At 71.2% G+C, this 13,654-nt stretch carries 15 protein-coding genes and 1 tRNA gene; 1 reads left to right on the top strand and 15 read right to left on the bottom strand.

All coding sequences use genetic code 11. The annotated features are described in order from the left end of the window. Positions 1–32: 32 nt before the first annotated feature. The gene (gene recQ, locus EDC34_RS05415; protein WP_114959747.1) at positions 33–1,847 is read left to right on the top strand and encodes a DNA helicase RecQ; all 1,815 of its coding nucleotides are present in this window, start codon (positions 33–35) and stop codon (positions 1,845–1,847) included. A gap of 130 nt (positions 1,848–1,977) precedes the next feature. Here the strand turns inward: recQ and EDC34_RS05410 are convergent. The 15 genes from EDC34_RS05410 to ruvC form a co-directional block, all read right to left on the bottom strand. Next, positions 1,978–2,053: transfer RNA gene (locus EDC34_RS05410), tRNA-Lys, on the bottom strand. A gap of 53 nt (positions 2,054–2,106) precedes the next feature. Next, entirely contained in the window at positions 2,107–2,817 is a 711-nt protein-coding gene (gene queC, locus EDC34_RS05405; RefSeq protein WP_114959748.1) for a 7-cyano-7-deazaguanine synthase QueC, read from the bottom strand. Then, the gene (locus EDC34_RS12225; RefSeq protein WP_162797677.1) at positions 2,814–2,951 is read right to left on the bottom strand and encodes a hypothetical protein; all 138 of its coding nucleotides are present in this window, start codon (positions 2,949–2,951) and stop codon (positions 2,814–2,816) included. The genes queC and EDC34_RS12225 overlap by 4 nt, the downstream gene beginning before the upstream one ends. After that, on the bottom strand, positions 2,948–3,634 hold the full coding sequence (queE, locus tag EDC34_RS05400) for a 7-carboxy-7-deazaguanine synthase QueE (RefSeq protein WP_114959749.1): 687 nt from the start codon (positions 3,632–3,634) through the stop codon (positions 2,948–2,950). Before queE ends, EDC34_RS12225 begins: the two co-directional genes overlap by 4 nt. A gap of 9 nt (positions 3,635–3,643) precedes the next feature. Further along, positions 3,644–4,441 (bottom strand): tol-pal system protein YbgF, encoded by a 798-nt coding sequence (ybgF, locus tag EDC34_RS05395; protein ID WP_165921017.1) that lies wholly within the window; start codon positions 4,439–4,441, stop codon positions 3,644–3,646. Beyond that, a complete protein-coding gene (gene pal, locus EDC34_RS05390; protein ID WP_114959869.1) occupies positions 4,441–4,974 on the bottom strand; it encodes a peptidoglycan-associated lipoprotein Pal in 534 nt (177 codons plus the stop codon). The genes ybgF and pal overlap by 1 nt, the downstream gene beginning before the upstream one ends. Before the next feature lie 101 nt (positions 4,975–5,075). Beyond that, positions 5,076–6,395: a Tol-Pal system beta propeller repeat protein TolB gene (gene tolB / locus EDC34_RS05385; protein ID WP_114959750.1), complete on the bottom strand. Its 1,320-nt coding sequence runs from the start codon at positions 6,393–6,395 to the stop codon at positions 5,076–5,078. A gap of 126 nt (positions 6,396–6,521) precedes the next feature. Beyond that, the gene (locus tag EDC34_RS05380) at positions 6,522–7,466 is read right to left on the bottom strand and encodes a cell envelope integrity TolA family protein (RefSeq protein ID WP_114959751.1); all 945 of its coding nucleotides are present in this window, start codon (positions 7,464–7,466) and stop codon (positions 6,522–6,524) included. 10 nt (positions 7,467–7,476) lie between these two features. Further along, a complete protein-coding gene (tolR, locus tag EDC34_RS05375) occupies positions 7,477–7,917 on the bottom strand; it encodes a protein TolR (RefSeq protein ID WP_240311067.1) in 441 nt (146 codons plus the stop codon). Positions 7,918–7,920: 3 nt separating this feature from the next. Next, positions 7,921–8,709, bottom strand: coding sequence for a protein TolQ (tolQ, locus tag EDC34_RS05370; protein ID WP_114959752.1), 789 nt, complete (start codon positions 8,707–8,709; stop codon positions 7,921–7,923). Continuing rightward, positions 8,709–9,125, bottom strand: a complete 417-nt coding sequence (gene ybgC / locus EDC34_RS05365; protein WP_114959753.1) for a tol-pal system-associated acyl-CoA thioesterase — start codon at positions 9,123–9,125, stop codon at positions 8,709–8,711. Before ybgC ends, tolQ begins: the two co-directional genes overlap by 1 nt. Continuing rightward, complete coding sequence (ruvB, locus tag EDC34_RS05360; RefSeq protein ID WP_114959754.1) at positions 9,118–10,152, bottom strand: Holliday junction branch migration DNA helicase RuvB; 1,035 nt, start codon at positions 10,150–10,152, stop codon at positions 9,118–9,120. The genes ybgC and ruvB overlap by 8 nt, the downstream gene beginning before the upstream one ends. A 203-nt stretch (positions 10,153–10,355) precedes the next feature. Continuing rightward, positions 10,356–12,284: a potassium transporter Kup gene (locus tag EDC34_RS05355; protein WP_114959755.1), complete on the bottom strand. Its 1,929-nt coding sequence runs from the start codon at positions 12,282–12,284 to the stop codon at positions 10,356–10,358. Between the two features lie 37 nt (positions 12,285–12,321). After that, positions 12,322–12,906 (bottom strand): Holliday junction branch migration protein RuvA, encoded by a 585-nt coding sequence (gene ruvA / locus EDC34_RS05350; protein ID WP_114959756.1) that lies wholly within the window; start codon positions 12,904–12,906, stop codon positions 12,322–12,324. A gap of 169 nt (positions 12,907–13,075) precedes the next feature. After that, the gene (gene ruvC / locus EDC34_RS05345; RefSeq protein WP_114959757.1) at positions 13,076–13,651 is read right to left on the bottom strand and encodes a crossover junction endodeoxyribonuclease RuvC; all 576 of its coding nucleotides are present in this window, start codon (positions 13,649–13,651) and stop codon (positions 13,076–13,078) included. Positions 13,652–13,654: the final 3 nt, after the last annotated feature.

Here is a 13,654-nt window from a genome sequence, read left to right as displayed (position 1 = left end):
CCTTGTCTGGCCCGGCTTGCTACCCTAGCCGGATGTCGTCGTCCGCCCTTGCAACGCTCCGCCGCGTGTTCGGCCATTCCGGATTCCGCGGCGAACAGGGCGCCATCGTCGAACACCTGCTCGCCGGCGGCGACGCGCTGGTGCTGATGCCCACCGGCGGCGGCAAATCGCTGTGCTACCAGCTGCCGGCGCTGCTGCGCGAAGGCACCGCGGTGGTGGTGTCGCCGTTGATCGCGCTGATGCAGGACCAGGTGGAACCCCTGCGCCAGCTGGGGGTGCGCGCCGCGTTCCTCAACTCCAGCCTGGAGGCCGCCGAGGCCGCGGCGGTGGAGCGCCAGTTCGCGGACGACGCGCTGGATCTGCTGTACGTCGCGCCCGAGCGCCTGCTCACCCCGCGCTTCCTGGGCCTGCTGGAACGCGTGCGGATCGCCCTGTTCGCGATCGACGAGGCGCACTGCGTCTCGCAGTGGGGCCACGACTTCCGCCCCGAGTACCGCCAGCTCACCCTGCTGCACGAACGCTGGCCGGAGGTGCCGCGGATCGCGCTCACCGCGACCGCGGACGCACCCACCCGGCGCGAGATCGTGGAGCGGCTGGCGTTGCAGGACGCGCGCCAGTTCATCAGCTCGTTCGACCGCCCGAACATCCGCTACGCGGTGGCACCGCGCGATGGCGGCCACCGGCAGCTGCTGGAGTTCCTCGCGGAGCACCGCGGCGAAAGCGGGATCGTGTATTGCCTCTCGCGGCGCAAGGTTGAGGCCACCGCCGAACTGCTGGCCGGGCACGGCCTGCGCGCGCTGGCCTACCACGCCGGCCTGGACGCCGAGACCCGCGCCGAGCGCCAGCGCCGCTTCCTGCGCGAGGAGGCCATCGTGATGGTGGCGACGATCGCGTTCGGAATGGGCATCGACAAGCCGGACGTGCGCTTCGTCGCCCACCTCGACCTGCCGAAATCGCTGGAAGGCTATTACCAGGAAACCGGCCGCGCCGGCCGCGACGGCGAGCCGGCCGAGGCGTGGATGGCCTACGGGATGGGCGATGCCGTGCTGCTGCGGCGGATGATCGAGGACGGCGAGGCCAGCGACGAGCGCAAGCGGCTGGAGCACGCCAAGCTGGACGCGCTGATCGGCTATTGCGAATCCACCGGCTGCCGCCGGCAGGCGCTGCTGGCCTACTTCGGCGAGCCCCATCCCGGCGCCTGCGGCCGCTGCGACAACTGCCTGTCGCCGCCGCGCACCTGGGACGCCACCGAGGCGGCGCGCAAGGCGCTGTCCTGCGTGTACCGCACCGGCCAGCGGTTCGGCGCGGCGCACGTGATCGACGTGCTGCGCGGCGCGGATACCGCCAAGGTGCGCCAGTTCGGGCATGCCGCGCTCAGCACCTACGGCATCGGCCGCGAGCTCGATGCCGCCCAGTGGCGCGGCGTGTTCCGCCAGCTGGTCGCCGCCGGCCTGCTGGACACCGATCTCGACAGCCATGGCGCCCTGCGCCTGACCGCCGCCGCCAAGCCGCTGCTGCGCGGCGAACGCACGCTGCACCTGCGCGCCGAACCACCGCGCCGCGAACGCCGCCGCGGCGCGACCGCCGGCGAACGCCGCACCGGCGCCGCCACGATCGAACTTCCGGCCGACGCGGCCGCCCGCTTCGCCCGCCTGCGGCAGTGGCGGGCGGACGCCGCGCGCAGCCAGAACGTACCCGCCTACGTGATCTTCCAGGACGCCACCCTGCGCGCGATCGCGCTCGCCGCCCCGCGCGACGTCCGCGCCCTCGCCGGCATCGGCGGCGTCGGGGCCGCCAAGCTGGAACGCTACGGCCGCGAGGTGATCGCGACGCTCGCGCAGGCGTGAGCGCGTCGAGCCCTGATCCGGACCGACTGCTCGAGGACTCAAACGCTCGGAGGAAATGGTGGGCCGTGTTGGAATCGAACCAACGACCAGCGGGTTGAGTCCGATTCGGAGACCGACTGCCGCGAGGAAATGGTGGGCCGTGTTGGAATCGAACCAACGACCAGCGGATTAAAAGTCCGATGCTCTACCGACTGAGCTAACGGCCCACGAAAGGATCGCCGCGGCGTTGCGCCGGGGCGCGCATTCTAACCGATGCCGGCTAGCCGATGCCCGCCCCCGGCACGTAGCGGGTGGGATCGGGCAGGCCGGCATCCGCGAAGCCCTGCGCGCGCAGGCGGCAGGCGTCGCATTGGCCGCAGGCGCGGCCTTCGGCATCAGCCTGGTAGCAGCTCACGGTCTGCGCGAAGTCCACGCCCAGGCGCAGGCCTTCGCGCGCGATGTCGGCCTTGCTCATGCGCATCAGCGGCGCGTGCACGCGGAAGCGGCTGCCCTCCACCCCGGCCTTGGTGGCCAGGTTGGCCAGCGCCTCGAAGCCGGCGATGAACTCGGGGCGGCAGTCCGGATAGCCCGAATAATCGACCGCGTTGACGCCGCAGAACAGGTCGGTGCTGCCCAGCACCTCGGCCCAGCCCAGCGCCACCGACAGCATGATGGTGTTGCGCGCCGGCACGTAGGTGGACGGGATGCCCTGCCCGATCACGTGGCCGTCGGCATCGGTGGGCACGGCGATGTCATCGGTCAGCGCGGAACCGCCGATGCTGCGCAGGTCCACGTGCACGGTCTTGTGCGCCACCGCGCCCAACGCGCTGGCGACGCGCGCAGCGGCGTCCAGCTCGGAGGTGTGGCGCTGGCCGTAGCGCACGCTCAAGGCATACGGCGCGAAGCCGGCCTCACGGGCGATGGCGAGCACGACGGCGGAATCCATCCCGCCGGAGACCAGGACGACCGCAGGTTTTGAAGATTCGATCATTGCCGGGGATCCTTGGAACCGTCATTCCCGCGCAGGCGGGAATCGCGCTTGATGGTGCTGCCGCGATTGGCTCGGGGGAAGCGAAGAGCAGGAGCGACTCCCGCCTGCGCGGGAATGACGCCGAAGGCGCTCATTTCCCCGGCTCCTCGCCCCACAGCAGCTTGTGCAGCTGCACCTGGAAACGCACCGGCAGGCGGTCGGCCACGATCCAGTCGGCCAGCTCGCGCGCGGCGAGCTGGGTGGCGCTGGGCGAGAACAGCACGTCGCAGACCTCGGGCAGACGATGCTCGGTCACCACTGCGCGCGCCCAGTCGTAGTCGGCGCGCGAGCAGATCACGAACTTGACCTGGTCGCGCGCGGTCAGCAGCGCCAGGTTCGCCCACAGGTTGCGCTGCACCTCGCCCGAGCCGGGGGTCTTGATGTCCAGCACGCGCGACACCCGTGCGTCCACCCCGGCGATGTCGAGCGCACCGGAGGTCTCCAGCGAGACCACGTAGCCGGCGTCGCACAGCTTCTCCAGCAGCGCGAGGCAACGCTTCTGCGCCAGCGGCTCGCCGCCGGTCACGCAGACGTGGCGCGCGCCGTGGCGGGCCACCTCCTGCAGGATGGCGTCGATCTCCCACCACTGCCCGCCGTGGAAGGCATAGGCGGTATCGCAGTACTGGCAGCGCAGCGGGCAGCCGGTGAGGCGCACGAACACCGTGGGCCAGCCGGCGTCGCGGGCCTCGCCCTGCAGCGAGAGGAAGATTTCGGTGAGCTTGAGGCGCTCGGCCTGGCCTGCCGCCGATGCGGCGGCCGCATCGGCGACGTCGTTCATGCGGGCATTTTAACGGCTGCCGGCCACCTGCATCGAGCGCAGTCGGTCCTCGGCGGTACGCGCCACGTCGGTGCCGGGATAACGCTGCAGCACCTGCCGGAAGGTGGCGCTGGCGGCATCGAACTGGCGCAGCCCGTACTGCGACAGCCCCAGCTTCAGCAGCGCGCCGGGGGCCTTGTCGTGGCTGGGATAGCGGTCCAGCAGGGCCTGGAACTGCTGCGCGGCGAGCGCGTAGTTCTGGGTGACGTAATAGCTTTCGCCCAGCCAGTACAGCGCGTTCGGGGCCAGGTTGCCGCCGGGATAGGTGGCCAGGAAATCGCGCAGGCGACGCGCGGATTCCACGTAGTCGCCCGCCTTCAGGGCATCCAGCGCGTAGCCGTAGGCGCTCTGCTCGTCGCGCCCCGGGGTGGCGGCCGGTGCGGGCGGCGGCGCAGTGGCGGCCGGGCGCACCGGGGCCGGGGCAGCCGCCGCAGGCGCGGCCGGGGGGGCGGCCACCGGCGGCGGGGCCGTGCCGGCCTGCCCCGATTCCAGGCGGTCGAGGCGGCCGCTGAGGTCGAGGTACTGCGCGCGCTGGCCCTGCCGGGCCTGTTCCAGCTGATGCTGCAACTCCTCCAGCTGGCCGCGCAGGTCCTGGACCTCGCTGCGCAGCTGGCCGATCTGGTTCACCAGCTCCACCGAGTTCTGATCGCCAGCCGCGCGCTGCTCGAGGGCCGCCACGCGGTCGGCCAGGCTGGGGGCGCGCTGGGCGAATGCCGCCGGCGGTGCAAGCAGCACCGCCGCGGCCAGCAACACGACGCGCGAACGCATCACTTGTCGGTGTAGATCAGTTCGACGCGGCGGTTCTTCGCCCAGCACTCCTCGTTGTGCTCGGCGCAGACCGGGCGCTCCTCGCCGTAGCTGATGACGGTGAGCTGGGTCGGGGAGCCGCCGTTGGCCTGCAGCGCGGCCGACACCGCATTGCCGCGACGCTCGCCCAGGCCCATGTTGTACTCGCGGCTGCCGCGCTCGTCGGCGTTGCCTTCCAGGCGCAGGCGCGCGGACGGACGGTCGCGCAGGTACTTGGCATGGCAGTTGATGATGGCCTGGAACTCCGGCTTCAGCGCGTCCTTGTCGAGGTCGAAATAGACCACGCGCTGGCGCAGGCAGGCATCGGTGTCGAGGTCGGCCGGGGTGTACATGCCGGAACGCGGCGCCTCGACCGGCGCGGTGGTGGCGCCGGTGTCCACCGGGGTCTGCACCGGCGGGGTCTCCTTGACCTTCTTGGAGCAGCCCACCGCCACGGCGGAAGCCAGGGCGGCGACGGTCAGGACGCGGGCGATGTGCGGAATCGAAACAGCCATGGTGGGGTCCTCGGTACGGTTGGGTTGGATCACGGGATCAATCACGGAACGAATCGCGGAAAACGACAGCAAGAATCCGGAACGCACGCCGGCGGCCGGCATCAGCGCTTGCGCAGCGGCGACCAGGCCGGCTCGCGCACGTCGCCCTCGGCGAGGCCCAGGCGCTGGCGCACCCGGCCATCGGCGGAGACTGTATAGAGTACGCCGCGACTGCCTTCGCGGGCGGCGTACACCAGCATCGCGCCGTTCGGGGCGAAGCTGGGGGATTCGTCCAGCGAACCGGGCGAGAGCATGCTCCAGCGCGCGCTGCCGGTGCTGCGGTCCATCAGCGCGATCCGGTACACGTTGCCGGCGCCCTGCGCGGTGGCCAGCTTCTTGCCGTCCGGCGACAGCGACGGGCTGGCGTTGTAGCTGCCCTCGAAGGTGACCCGGCTGGCGCTGCCGCCGCTGGCCGGCATCTGGTACACCTGCGGGCGGCCACCGCGGTCGGAGGTGAAGTAGAGCGTGCTGCCGTCGGCGCTCCACACCGGCTCGGTGTCGATGCCGTACTGGTTGGTGAGCTGGGTGAGGTGGCGGCTGCCGAGGTCCATCACGTAGATGTCGGGGTTGCCGCCCTTGGACAGGCTCATCGCCAGCCGGGTGCCGTCCGGGGAAAAGCTCGGCGCGCCGTTGATGCCGCGGAAGCTGGTGATCTTCTCGCGGCTGCCGGTGGCCACGTCCTGGATCCAGATCCCGGAATTGCCGCCCTCGAAGCTGACGTAGGCCAGCTTGCGGCCGTCCGGGCTCCACGCCGGGGACAGCAGCGGCTCGCTGGAATTGACCACCGCGCGCGGGTTGTAGCCATCGGCGTCGGCCACCATCAGGGCATAGCGGGTGTTGCGGCCGAGGCCGCTGGCGGTGACGTAGGCGATGCGAGTCCAGAACGCGCCCGGCACCCCGAGGATCTTCTCGTACACCGCGTCGCTGATCTGGTGCGACACGTCGCGCATGGCGCTGGCCGGCGCGGTCAGGGCCAGGCCCAGCAGGCGCTGCTGCTTGGCCACGTCGAACAGCTCGAACTCGGTGCGGTAGCCCTCGCCTCCGGGGATGCAGCGCCCCACCAGCAGGAAATCCTGCTTGAACATGCGCCAGGTGGGATAGGCCACCTCGCTGCCCTGGGTCGGCCGCTCCGGCAGGCTGGCCGGGTCCGGGCTACGGAACTGGCCGGAGCGGGCGAGGTCGGCGCGCACCACCGCGGCCACGTCGGTCTGCCCGCAATCGCCGCCGAACGGCACCACCGCGATCGGCAGCGCGGCCGCGTTGCCGCCGACGATGTCGATCTCCAGCCCCTTGGACTGGCCGAAGGCCGCCAGCGGCGACAGCGCCAGCGCGCACAGCAGCAGGGCGAAGCGGGCGGGCGAACGGCGTCGGGATGCAGGCATGGGCAAGGCGAGGAGTCCGCGAAGATGAACAGAGTGTCGGATAACGATAGCAGCAGGATGAACGCAGGCAGACCGTGAAGGCGGCGTCGCGGGCGGCGGGCGCGGACGCACGCACGCCCTGACCGATCAGCGGTCCTCGGCCACGAAGTTGAGCTCCAGGATGCGGCTGAACACGCTTTCAAAGCCCGCATACGGCAGCGGCGAGGCCTTCAGCACCGCCGCCTCCACCGAGCGCCGGCCGAGCGCGTCGTAGGGGCAGCCGGGCGAGATGTCCACGCTGGTGACTTCCCCGCCCGGGATCTGGTGGATGGTCAGGCGGCAGCGCTGGCCCAGCGGCACCGACTCCGGGCGGGTCCACTGGCGCGCGATCGCCTGCTGCAGCGCGGCGGCATAGCGCGCCTGCAGGCCGGGATCGGCGCCGCGGTTGCCCGGCGGCGGCGGCGCCGGGCTGGCCGCGGCGGTGCGCGCATCCGCCAGCTGCTGGGCGCGCATCTCGGCCTGGGTGCGCTCGCGCGCGACCTGCTCGCGCAGCCGCCGCAATTCCTCGATCTGACGCAGCCGCTGGCGCTCCGCCTCCGCCTGCCTCTTCGATTCCAGCTCGGCCTGGTCGGGCTGGCGGCGCTTTTCCTCCTGCTCGCGCGGGACCTTGGCCACCTGCGGCGAGGGCGCGTCGCGCTGGACTTTTTCCTGCTCCACCGGCGACGGCTCCGGTACCGGCGGCGGCAGCGCTTTCTGCGCCGGCGGCGGGACCGCTGGGGTGTCCTCGGGCAGCGGCTTGGGCAGCGGCTTGGGCAGCGGCTTGGGCAGCGGCTTGGGCAGCGGCTCGGGCAGCGGCTCGGGCAGCGGCGCCGGCGACGGCGCCTGGGCCGGAGCGCGGCGCAGGGCGCGCTGCAGCGGCGCGCTGAGGTCGGAAACCGCCACCAGGTCGGCCTCGATCGGATCGCCCTGCGCACTCAGCGCGACGTTGCGCTGCGACCAGCGCAGGCCGGCGAACAGCAGTGCGAACAGCAGCGCGTGCAGCAGCACGGCCTGCGCGATCGCGATGCCGGTGTCGGCGCGGGTCTGCTTCACGCGCGGCCCGTCATTTCTTGGGGTCGCCCATCAGGCCGGCACGCGGGACCTTGGCGTCGCGCTGCAGCAGCGAGAGCACCTCGTACACGGTCTGGTAGCTGACGTCGCGGTCGCCGGCGACGTACACCGGTACATTCGGATCGGCCTCGACGAAGGCGCGCACCTTGGCCACCAGCTGCGCGGCATCCACCGCCTGCGGCCGGTCCAGCCCCTCGTAGGTCAGCGCCAGCTGGCCGTCCTTGCGCACCTGCACCACCACCGGCTGCTTGCGCTTCTGCTCCAGCGTCTTGGCATCGGCCTGCGGCAGGTTCACGTCCACGCCCACGTTCAGCAGCGGCGCGGTGACCATGAAGATGATCAGCAGCACCAGCATCACGTCGATGTAGGGGACGACGTTGATCTCGGCCTTCAGGCGGCGCTTGCGGCCGCGGCGGGCGTGGGCCTGGGCCACGGCTCAGCCTTCCTGGGCCTGGCGCTGCAGGACCGAGGCGAACTCCTCGCCGAAGGTGTCGTAGCGCACCGCCATGCGCTCGGCGCGGGTGGCGAAGCGGTTGTAGGCCCACACCGCCGGGATCGCCGCGAACAGGCCCATCGCGGTGGCCACCAGCGCCTCGGAGATGCCCGGCGCGACGGTGGCGATGGTCGCCTCCTTCATGCTGGCCAGGCCCTGGAACGAGATCATGATCCCCCACACGGTGCCGAACAGGCCGACGTAGGGGCTGATCGAACCGACGTTGGCGAGGAACTCGAGGTTGCGCTCCAGCCCGTCCAGCTCGCGCGAGGTAGCCGCGCGCATGCCGCGCTGGGCGCTTTCCAGCGGTGCGCGCGGGTCGCCGCCGCGGCGCTGGCGGGCGCGGTTGAACTCGCGCATGCCGGCTTCGAAGATCGCCTCCATGCCTTCGATCGCACGGTGGCGCTCGCTGGCGGCGGCATACAGCTTGGACAGCTCGACCCCGGACCAGAAGGTTTCCTCGAAGCGGTCGGCCTCGCGCTCGGCGCGGTCCAGCACCCGCTTCTTGCGCAGGATGATGACCCACGACGCCAGCGAGGCCAGCAGCAGCAGCGCCATCACCAGCTGCACCGGCAGGCTGGCGTGCAGCACCAGCTGCAGGATGTCCAGGCCGTGGTCTGCCGGCGCGGCGGTGGCCGCGGGCGCACCGCTGGCCGCCAGTTCCACCGGAGTGGCCGCGGCGGTGTCGGGCAGGGCTTGCGGCAACGATTGCAGCAGGGCGGACGGCAGCATCAAGGACTCTCCGGGGATGGCATGAGGTGCGGCAACAGGAACGCGGGGATGCGGCAGGGGCGGAAGTCCGAGCCGCGCAGGGCGGCGATCTTCACCTGCGCCGCGACCAGCAGCGTGCCCGCGCGCTCGATCCGCTGCGCCAGCACGAGGCTGGCGCCGCCGCATTCAAGCAGGGCCACGCTGACCGAAAGCTGATCGTCCAGGCGCGCCGGGGCGCGGAAATCGACCTCCATCGCGCGCACCACGAACACCAGGTCGTGCGCGCGGCGCAGGGTGTCCTGGTCCAGCCCGGCGGCGCGCATCCACTCGCTCCGCGCGCGCTCCATGAAGGCCAGGTACTGCGCGTGGTACACCACGCCGCCGGCGTCGGTGTCCTCCCAATACACGCGCACCGGCCAGGCGAAGGGCTCAGCCATCGCCGGCCTCGAACAGCCCCGGGGTGCCCGCCTTCGGCTGGAACCCGAGGTGACGGTAGGCCTTGGGCGTGGCCATGCGGCCGCGCGCGGTGCGCACCAAAAAGCCCTGCTGGATCAGGTAGGGCTCGACCACGTCCTCCAGCGTGCCGCGCTCTTCCGAGAGCGCCGCGGCCAGCGATTCCACCCCGACCGGGCCGCCGTCGAAGGCATCGATGATGGTGCCCAGCAGGCGGCGGTCGAGCTCGTCGAAGCCCTCCGGGTCCACCTGCAGCATGTCCATCGCCGCGCGCGCGGTGGCGGCGTCGATGCGGCCGTCGCCCTTGACCTGGGCGAAGTCGCGCACGCGCCGCAGCAGGCGGTTGGCGATGCGCGGCGTGCCGCGCGAGCGCCGCGCCAGCTCGCCCGCGCCGTCGGCATCGCAGGCGATCCCGAGGATCTGCGCGGAGCGGCGCACGATCCGCGCCAGCTCCTCCGGCGAGTAGAACTCCAGCCGCTGCACGATGCCGAAGCGGTCGCGCAGCGGCGCGGTCAGCAGGCCGGCGCGGGTGGTGGCGCCGATCAGGGTGAACGGCGGCAGGTCGAGCTTGATCGAACGCGCGGCCGGGCCCTCGCCGATCATGATGTCGATCTGGCAGTCCTCCATCGCCGGGTAGAGGATCTCCTCGACCACCGGCGACAGGCGGTGGATCTCGTCCACGAACAGCACATCAAACGGCTGCAGGTTGGTCAGCAGCGCGGCCAGGTCGCCGGCCTTCTCGATCACCGGGCCGGACGTCACCCGCAGGTTCACGCCCAGCTCGTTGGCGATGACGTGCGAGAGCGTGGTCTTGCCGAGGCCCGGCGGGCCGAAGATCAGCACGTGGTCCAGCGCCTCGCCGCGGCCCTTGGCGGCCTCGATGTAGATCTGCATCTGCTCGCGCACCGGGGCCTGGCCGAGGTATTCGTGCAGGCGCCTGGGGCGGATGCTGGCGTCCAGCGCGTCTTCTTCGCGACGGGCGGCGGGGGCGACGAGGCGGTCCTGGCTCATGCGCCTATGGTATAGGAGCCGCCGCGGCCGGCGGCCCGCGCGGGGCCGCCAGGGAGCCTCTGATCCACTCAGAGGTTCCCGCCGGCCATGGATGGCCGGCCACGCATCGACCATGCAAGTGATTGATGCGTGTGAGCCGAGTCCGGACCTGGGCCGGACTCGGCGTGGGCTGACAACGCCTGGATGGCGTTGTTCAGGCCTTCCTAGATTTCGACCTGCGCGCCCAGCTCCACCAGCCGGTTGCCGGGGATGCGGAAGAAGTTGCTGGCCGGGGCGGCGTTGCGGTGCATGAACGCGAACAGCTTGTCGCGCCAGATCGGCATGCCGCGGTGGCGGCTGGCGACGATGCTCTCGCGGCTGACGAAATAGGTGGTGTCCATCGGGTTGAACACCAGATCGCACTGGTCGCAGGACTGCATCAGCGCCAGCGGCACGTCCGGGGTCTCCATGAAGCCGTAGCGCACGATCACCCGGTAGAAGTCCTCGCCGCCGATCGATTCGATCTTCAGCCGCTTGCCCTTCGGCGCATACGGCACGTCGAGCGTCTCCACGGTCAGGAACACGTTGTGCTGGTGCAGCACCTTGTTGTGCTTGAGGTTGTGCAGCAGCGCGTGCGGCACCATGTCCGGGCTGGCGGTCAGGAACACCGCGGTGCCCGGTACCCGCACCGGCGGCGCCAGCATCAGCCCGGGCAGGAAGGTGTCGAGCTGGATGCCTTCCTTGCGCACCTCGGCGCTGAGCAGCTCGCGCCCGCGGCGCCAGGTACGCAGCATGGTGAACAGCAGCACGCCCAGCACCAGCGGGAACCAGCCGCCGTCGGGGATCTTGGCGCCGTTGGCGATCACGAACGCGCACTCCACCGCGGCGAACACCACGCACAGCGGCAAGACCCAGCGCCGCCAGCGCGGCCAGAGGGCGTAGGCCACCATCGCCAGCAGCAGGGTGTCGATCAGCATGGTCAGCGACACCGAGATGCCGTAGGCGGTGGCCAGCGCGGTGGAGGTGCGGAACGCCAGCACCAGCGAGACCACCAGCAGCATCAGCGTCCAGTTGATCCCGGGCACGTAGATCTGGCCGATGGTGTCGCTGGAGGTGTGCTTGATCCGCATGCGCGGGATGTAGCCCAGCTGCATGGCCTGGCGTGCCACCGAGAACGCGCCGGTGATCACCGCCTGCGAGGCGATCACGGTGGCGGCGGTGGCCAGCATGATCATCGGCCAGCGCGCCCAGTCCGGCACCCCGATATAGAAGGGGTTGCGGATGGCGCTCGGGTCCTGCAGCACCAGCGCGCCCTGGCCGAGGTAGTTCAGCATCAGCGCCGGCAGCACGAAGTAGTACCAGGCCAGCCGGATCGGGCGCGCGCCGAAGTGGCCCATGTCGGCGTACAGCGCCTCGCCGCCGGTCACCGCCAGCACCACCGCGCCGAGGATGAAGATGCCGTGGAAGTGGTGCTCCATGAAGAACCTGGCCGCCCACCACGGGTTGAACGCCTTCAGCACTTCCGGCGCGTGCAGCATGTTGAGCACGCCGATCGCCGCCAGCGAGGCGAACCAGACGATGGTGATCGGCCCGAACACCTTGCCGACCTTGGCGGTGCCGTAGCGCTGGGTGGCGAACAGCGCCAGCAGCACCAGCACGGTCAGCGGCACGATCCAGTGGTGCAGGCTGGGCGCCACCACCTCCAGGCCTTCGATCGCCGACAGCACCGAGATCGCCGGGGTGATCACGCCGTCGCCGAAGAACAGCGAGGCGCCGAAGATGCCGAGGATGCCGACGTAATACGCGGCGCGCGAGCCGCGGCGCAGGGTGCGCTGGGCCAGCGCCATCAGCGCCATGATGCCGCCCTCGCCGTCGTTGTCGGCGCGCATGATGATGGTCACGTACTTGGCGGTGACGGTGACCATCAGCGCCCAGAACACCATCGACAGGATGCCGAGCACGGTGTCGTGGTCGGCGGTCAGCCCGAAGTGCGGCGAGAACGCTTCCTTCAGCGTGTACAGCGGGCTGGTGCCGATGTCGCCGAACACCACCCCGATGGCGCCGACCACTAGCCCGAACAGGCCGGCCTTGCCGCTGTCGCCATGCCCGCCGGTGGCGGGCTGCGCGGTGGAGGAAGCTGGATGAGTGGCCATGAAATCCCCTGTCCGTGCGCGCGCGGGCGCCGCCGGTTCAACGCAGCGCGGACTGTAGCGCTTTCCGGATGATGGTTTCGGCTGCATCGCCGTCGCCGGCGACCTTCTTCGCCATACGCTCGGCCTCGGCCGGCTTGTAGCCCAGCGCCTGCAGCGCGGTGATCGCCTCCGCCAGCGGATCGCCAGCCGCCACCGCGGCACCGGGCGCGCCGGCCGTGAGATCGGCGGCGCGGTCGCGCAGCTCCACCACCATGCGCTCGGCGGTCTTCTTGCCGATCCCGGGGATGCGGGTCAGCGCGGTGACGTCGCCGGCCTGCACCAGCCGCGCGAACTGGTCCACGCTGGCGCCGGACAGCACCGCCAGCGCGATCTTCGCCCCGATACCCGACACCTTCTGCACGTCGCGGAACAGGCGGCGCTCGGCCTCGCGCAGGAAGCCGTACAGCGCCACGCTGTCCTCCTTCTGCGCGTAATGGGTGAACAGGAACACCTCGCGCCCCACCTCCGGCAGGTCGTAGAAGGTGCTCATCGGCGCCTCCAGCTCGTAGCCGACGCCGTGCACGTCGATAACGATCCACGGCGGCGCCTTGTGGATGAGGATGCCTTTCAACCGTCCGATCATGGCGCCGCTCCATCCCGCAGCCGTCCATGGCGCGACTGCATCGCTTCGGCATGCTCCGGCCCGGCCATCCCTGTCCGGGCGCTCAGCGACGCGCGAGGCAATGCCTCGCAATCGCGTCGCTTCGCCCACGGCGGCGCCTTGTGGATGAGGATGCCTTTCAACCGTCCGATCATCGCCGCCCCCTGCCCTTGCGTCCCCACGCCTCGCGTGCCGCCACGCCCAGCCGCTGCGCGCTGGCGCGCACGTGCGCGTGGGTGATGGCCACCGCCAGCGCGTCGGCGGCGTCGGCCTGCAATTTGCCGCTCAGCCCCAGCATCGCGCCGACCATGTGCTGCACCTGCGCCTTGTCGGCGCCGCCGCTGCCCACCAGCGCCAGCTTGATCTCCTTCGCCGCGTATTCGCTCACCGGCAGGTCGCGCGCCACGCAGGCGGCGACCGCGGCGCCGCGCGCCTGGCCCAGCTTGAGCGCGCTCATCGCGTTGTTGGAGAGGAACACCTGCTCCACCGCCACCTCGTCCGGCCGGAACTGCTCGATCAGCGCCCACAGCCCATCCAGCAGCTTGCGCAGGCGCAGCGGGAACGATTCCGCGTCCAGCAGCACCAGCGGCTGGTGGTGCACGTGCGCCACCCTGCCGTCCGCGGCCACGTCCACGATGCCCACGCCGGTGCGCTGGGAGCCGGGGTCGATCCCGAGGATCCGGACCGGGGCCGGGCGCGGCGCGCTGGCGGACGGGGAAAGCGACATGGC

The organism is Thermomonas haemolytica (assembly GCF_004346265.1).
Lineage (GTDB): Bacteria > Pseudomonadota > Gammaproteobacteria > Xanthomonadales > Xanthomonadaceae > Thermomonas > Thermomonas haemolytica.
The sequence above is the reverse complement of the archived record's forward strand: the minus strand, read 5'-3'. Positions and strand labels throughout refer to the sequence as shown.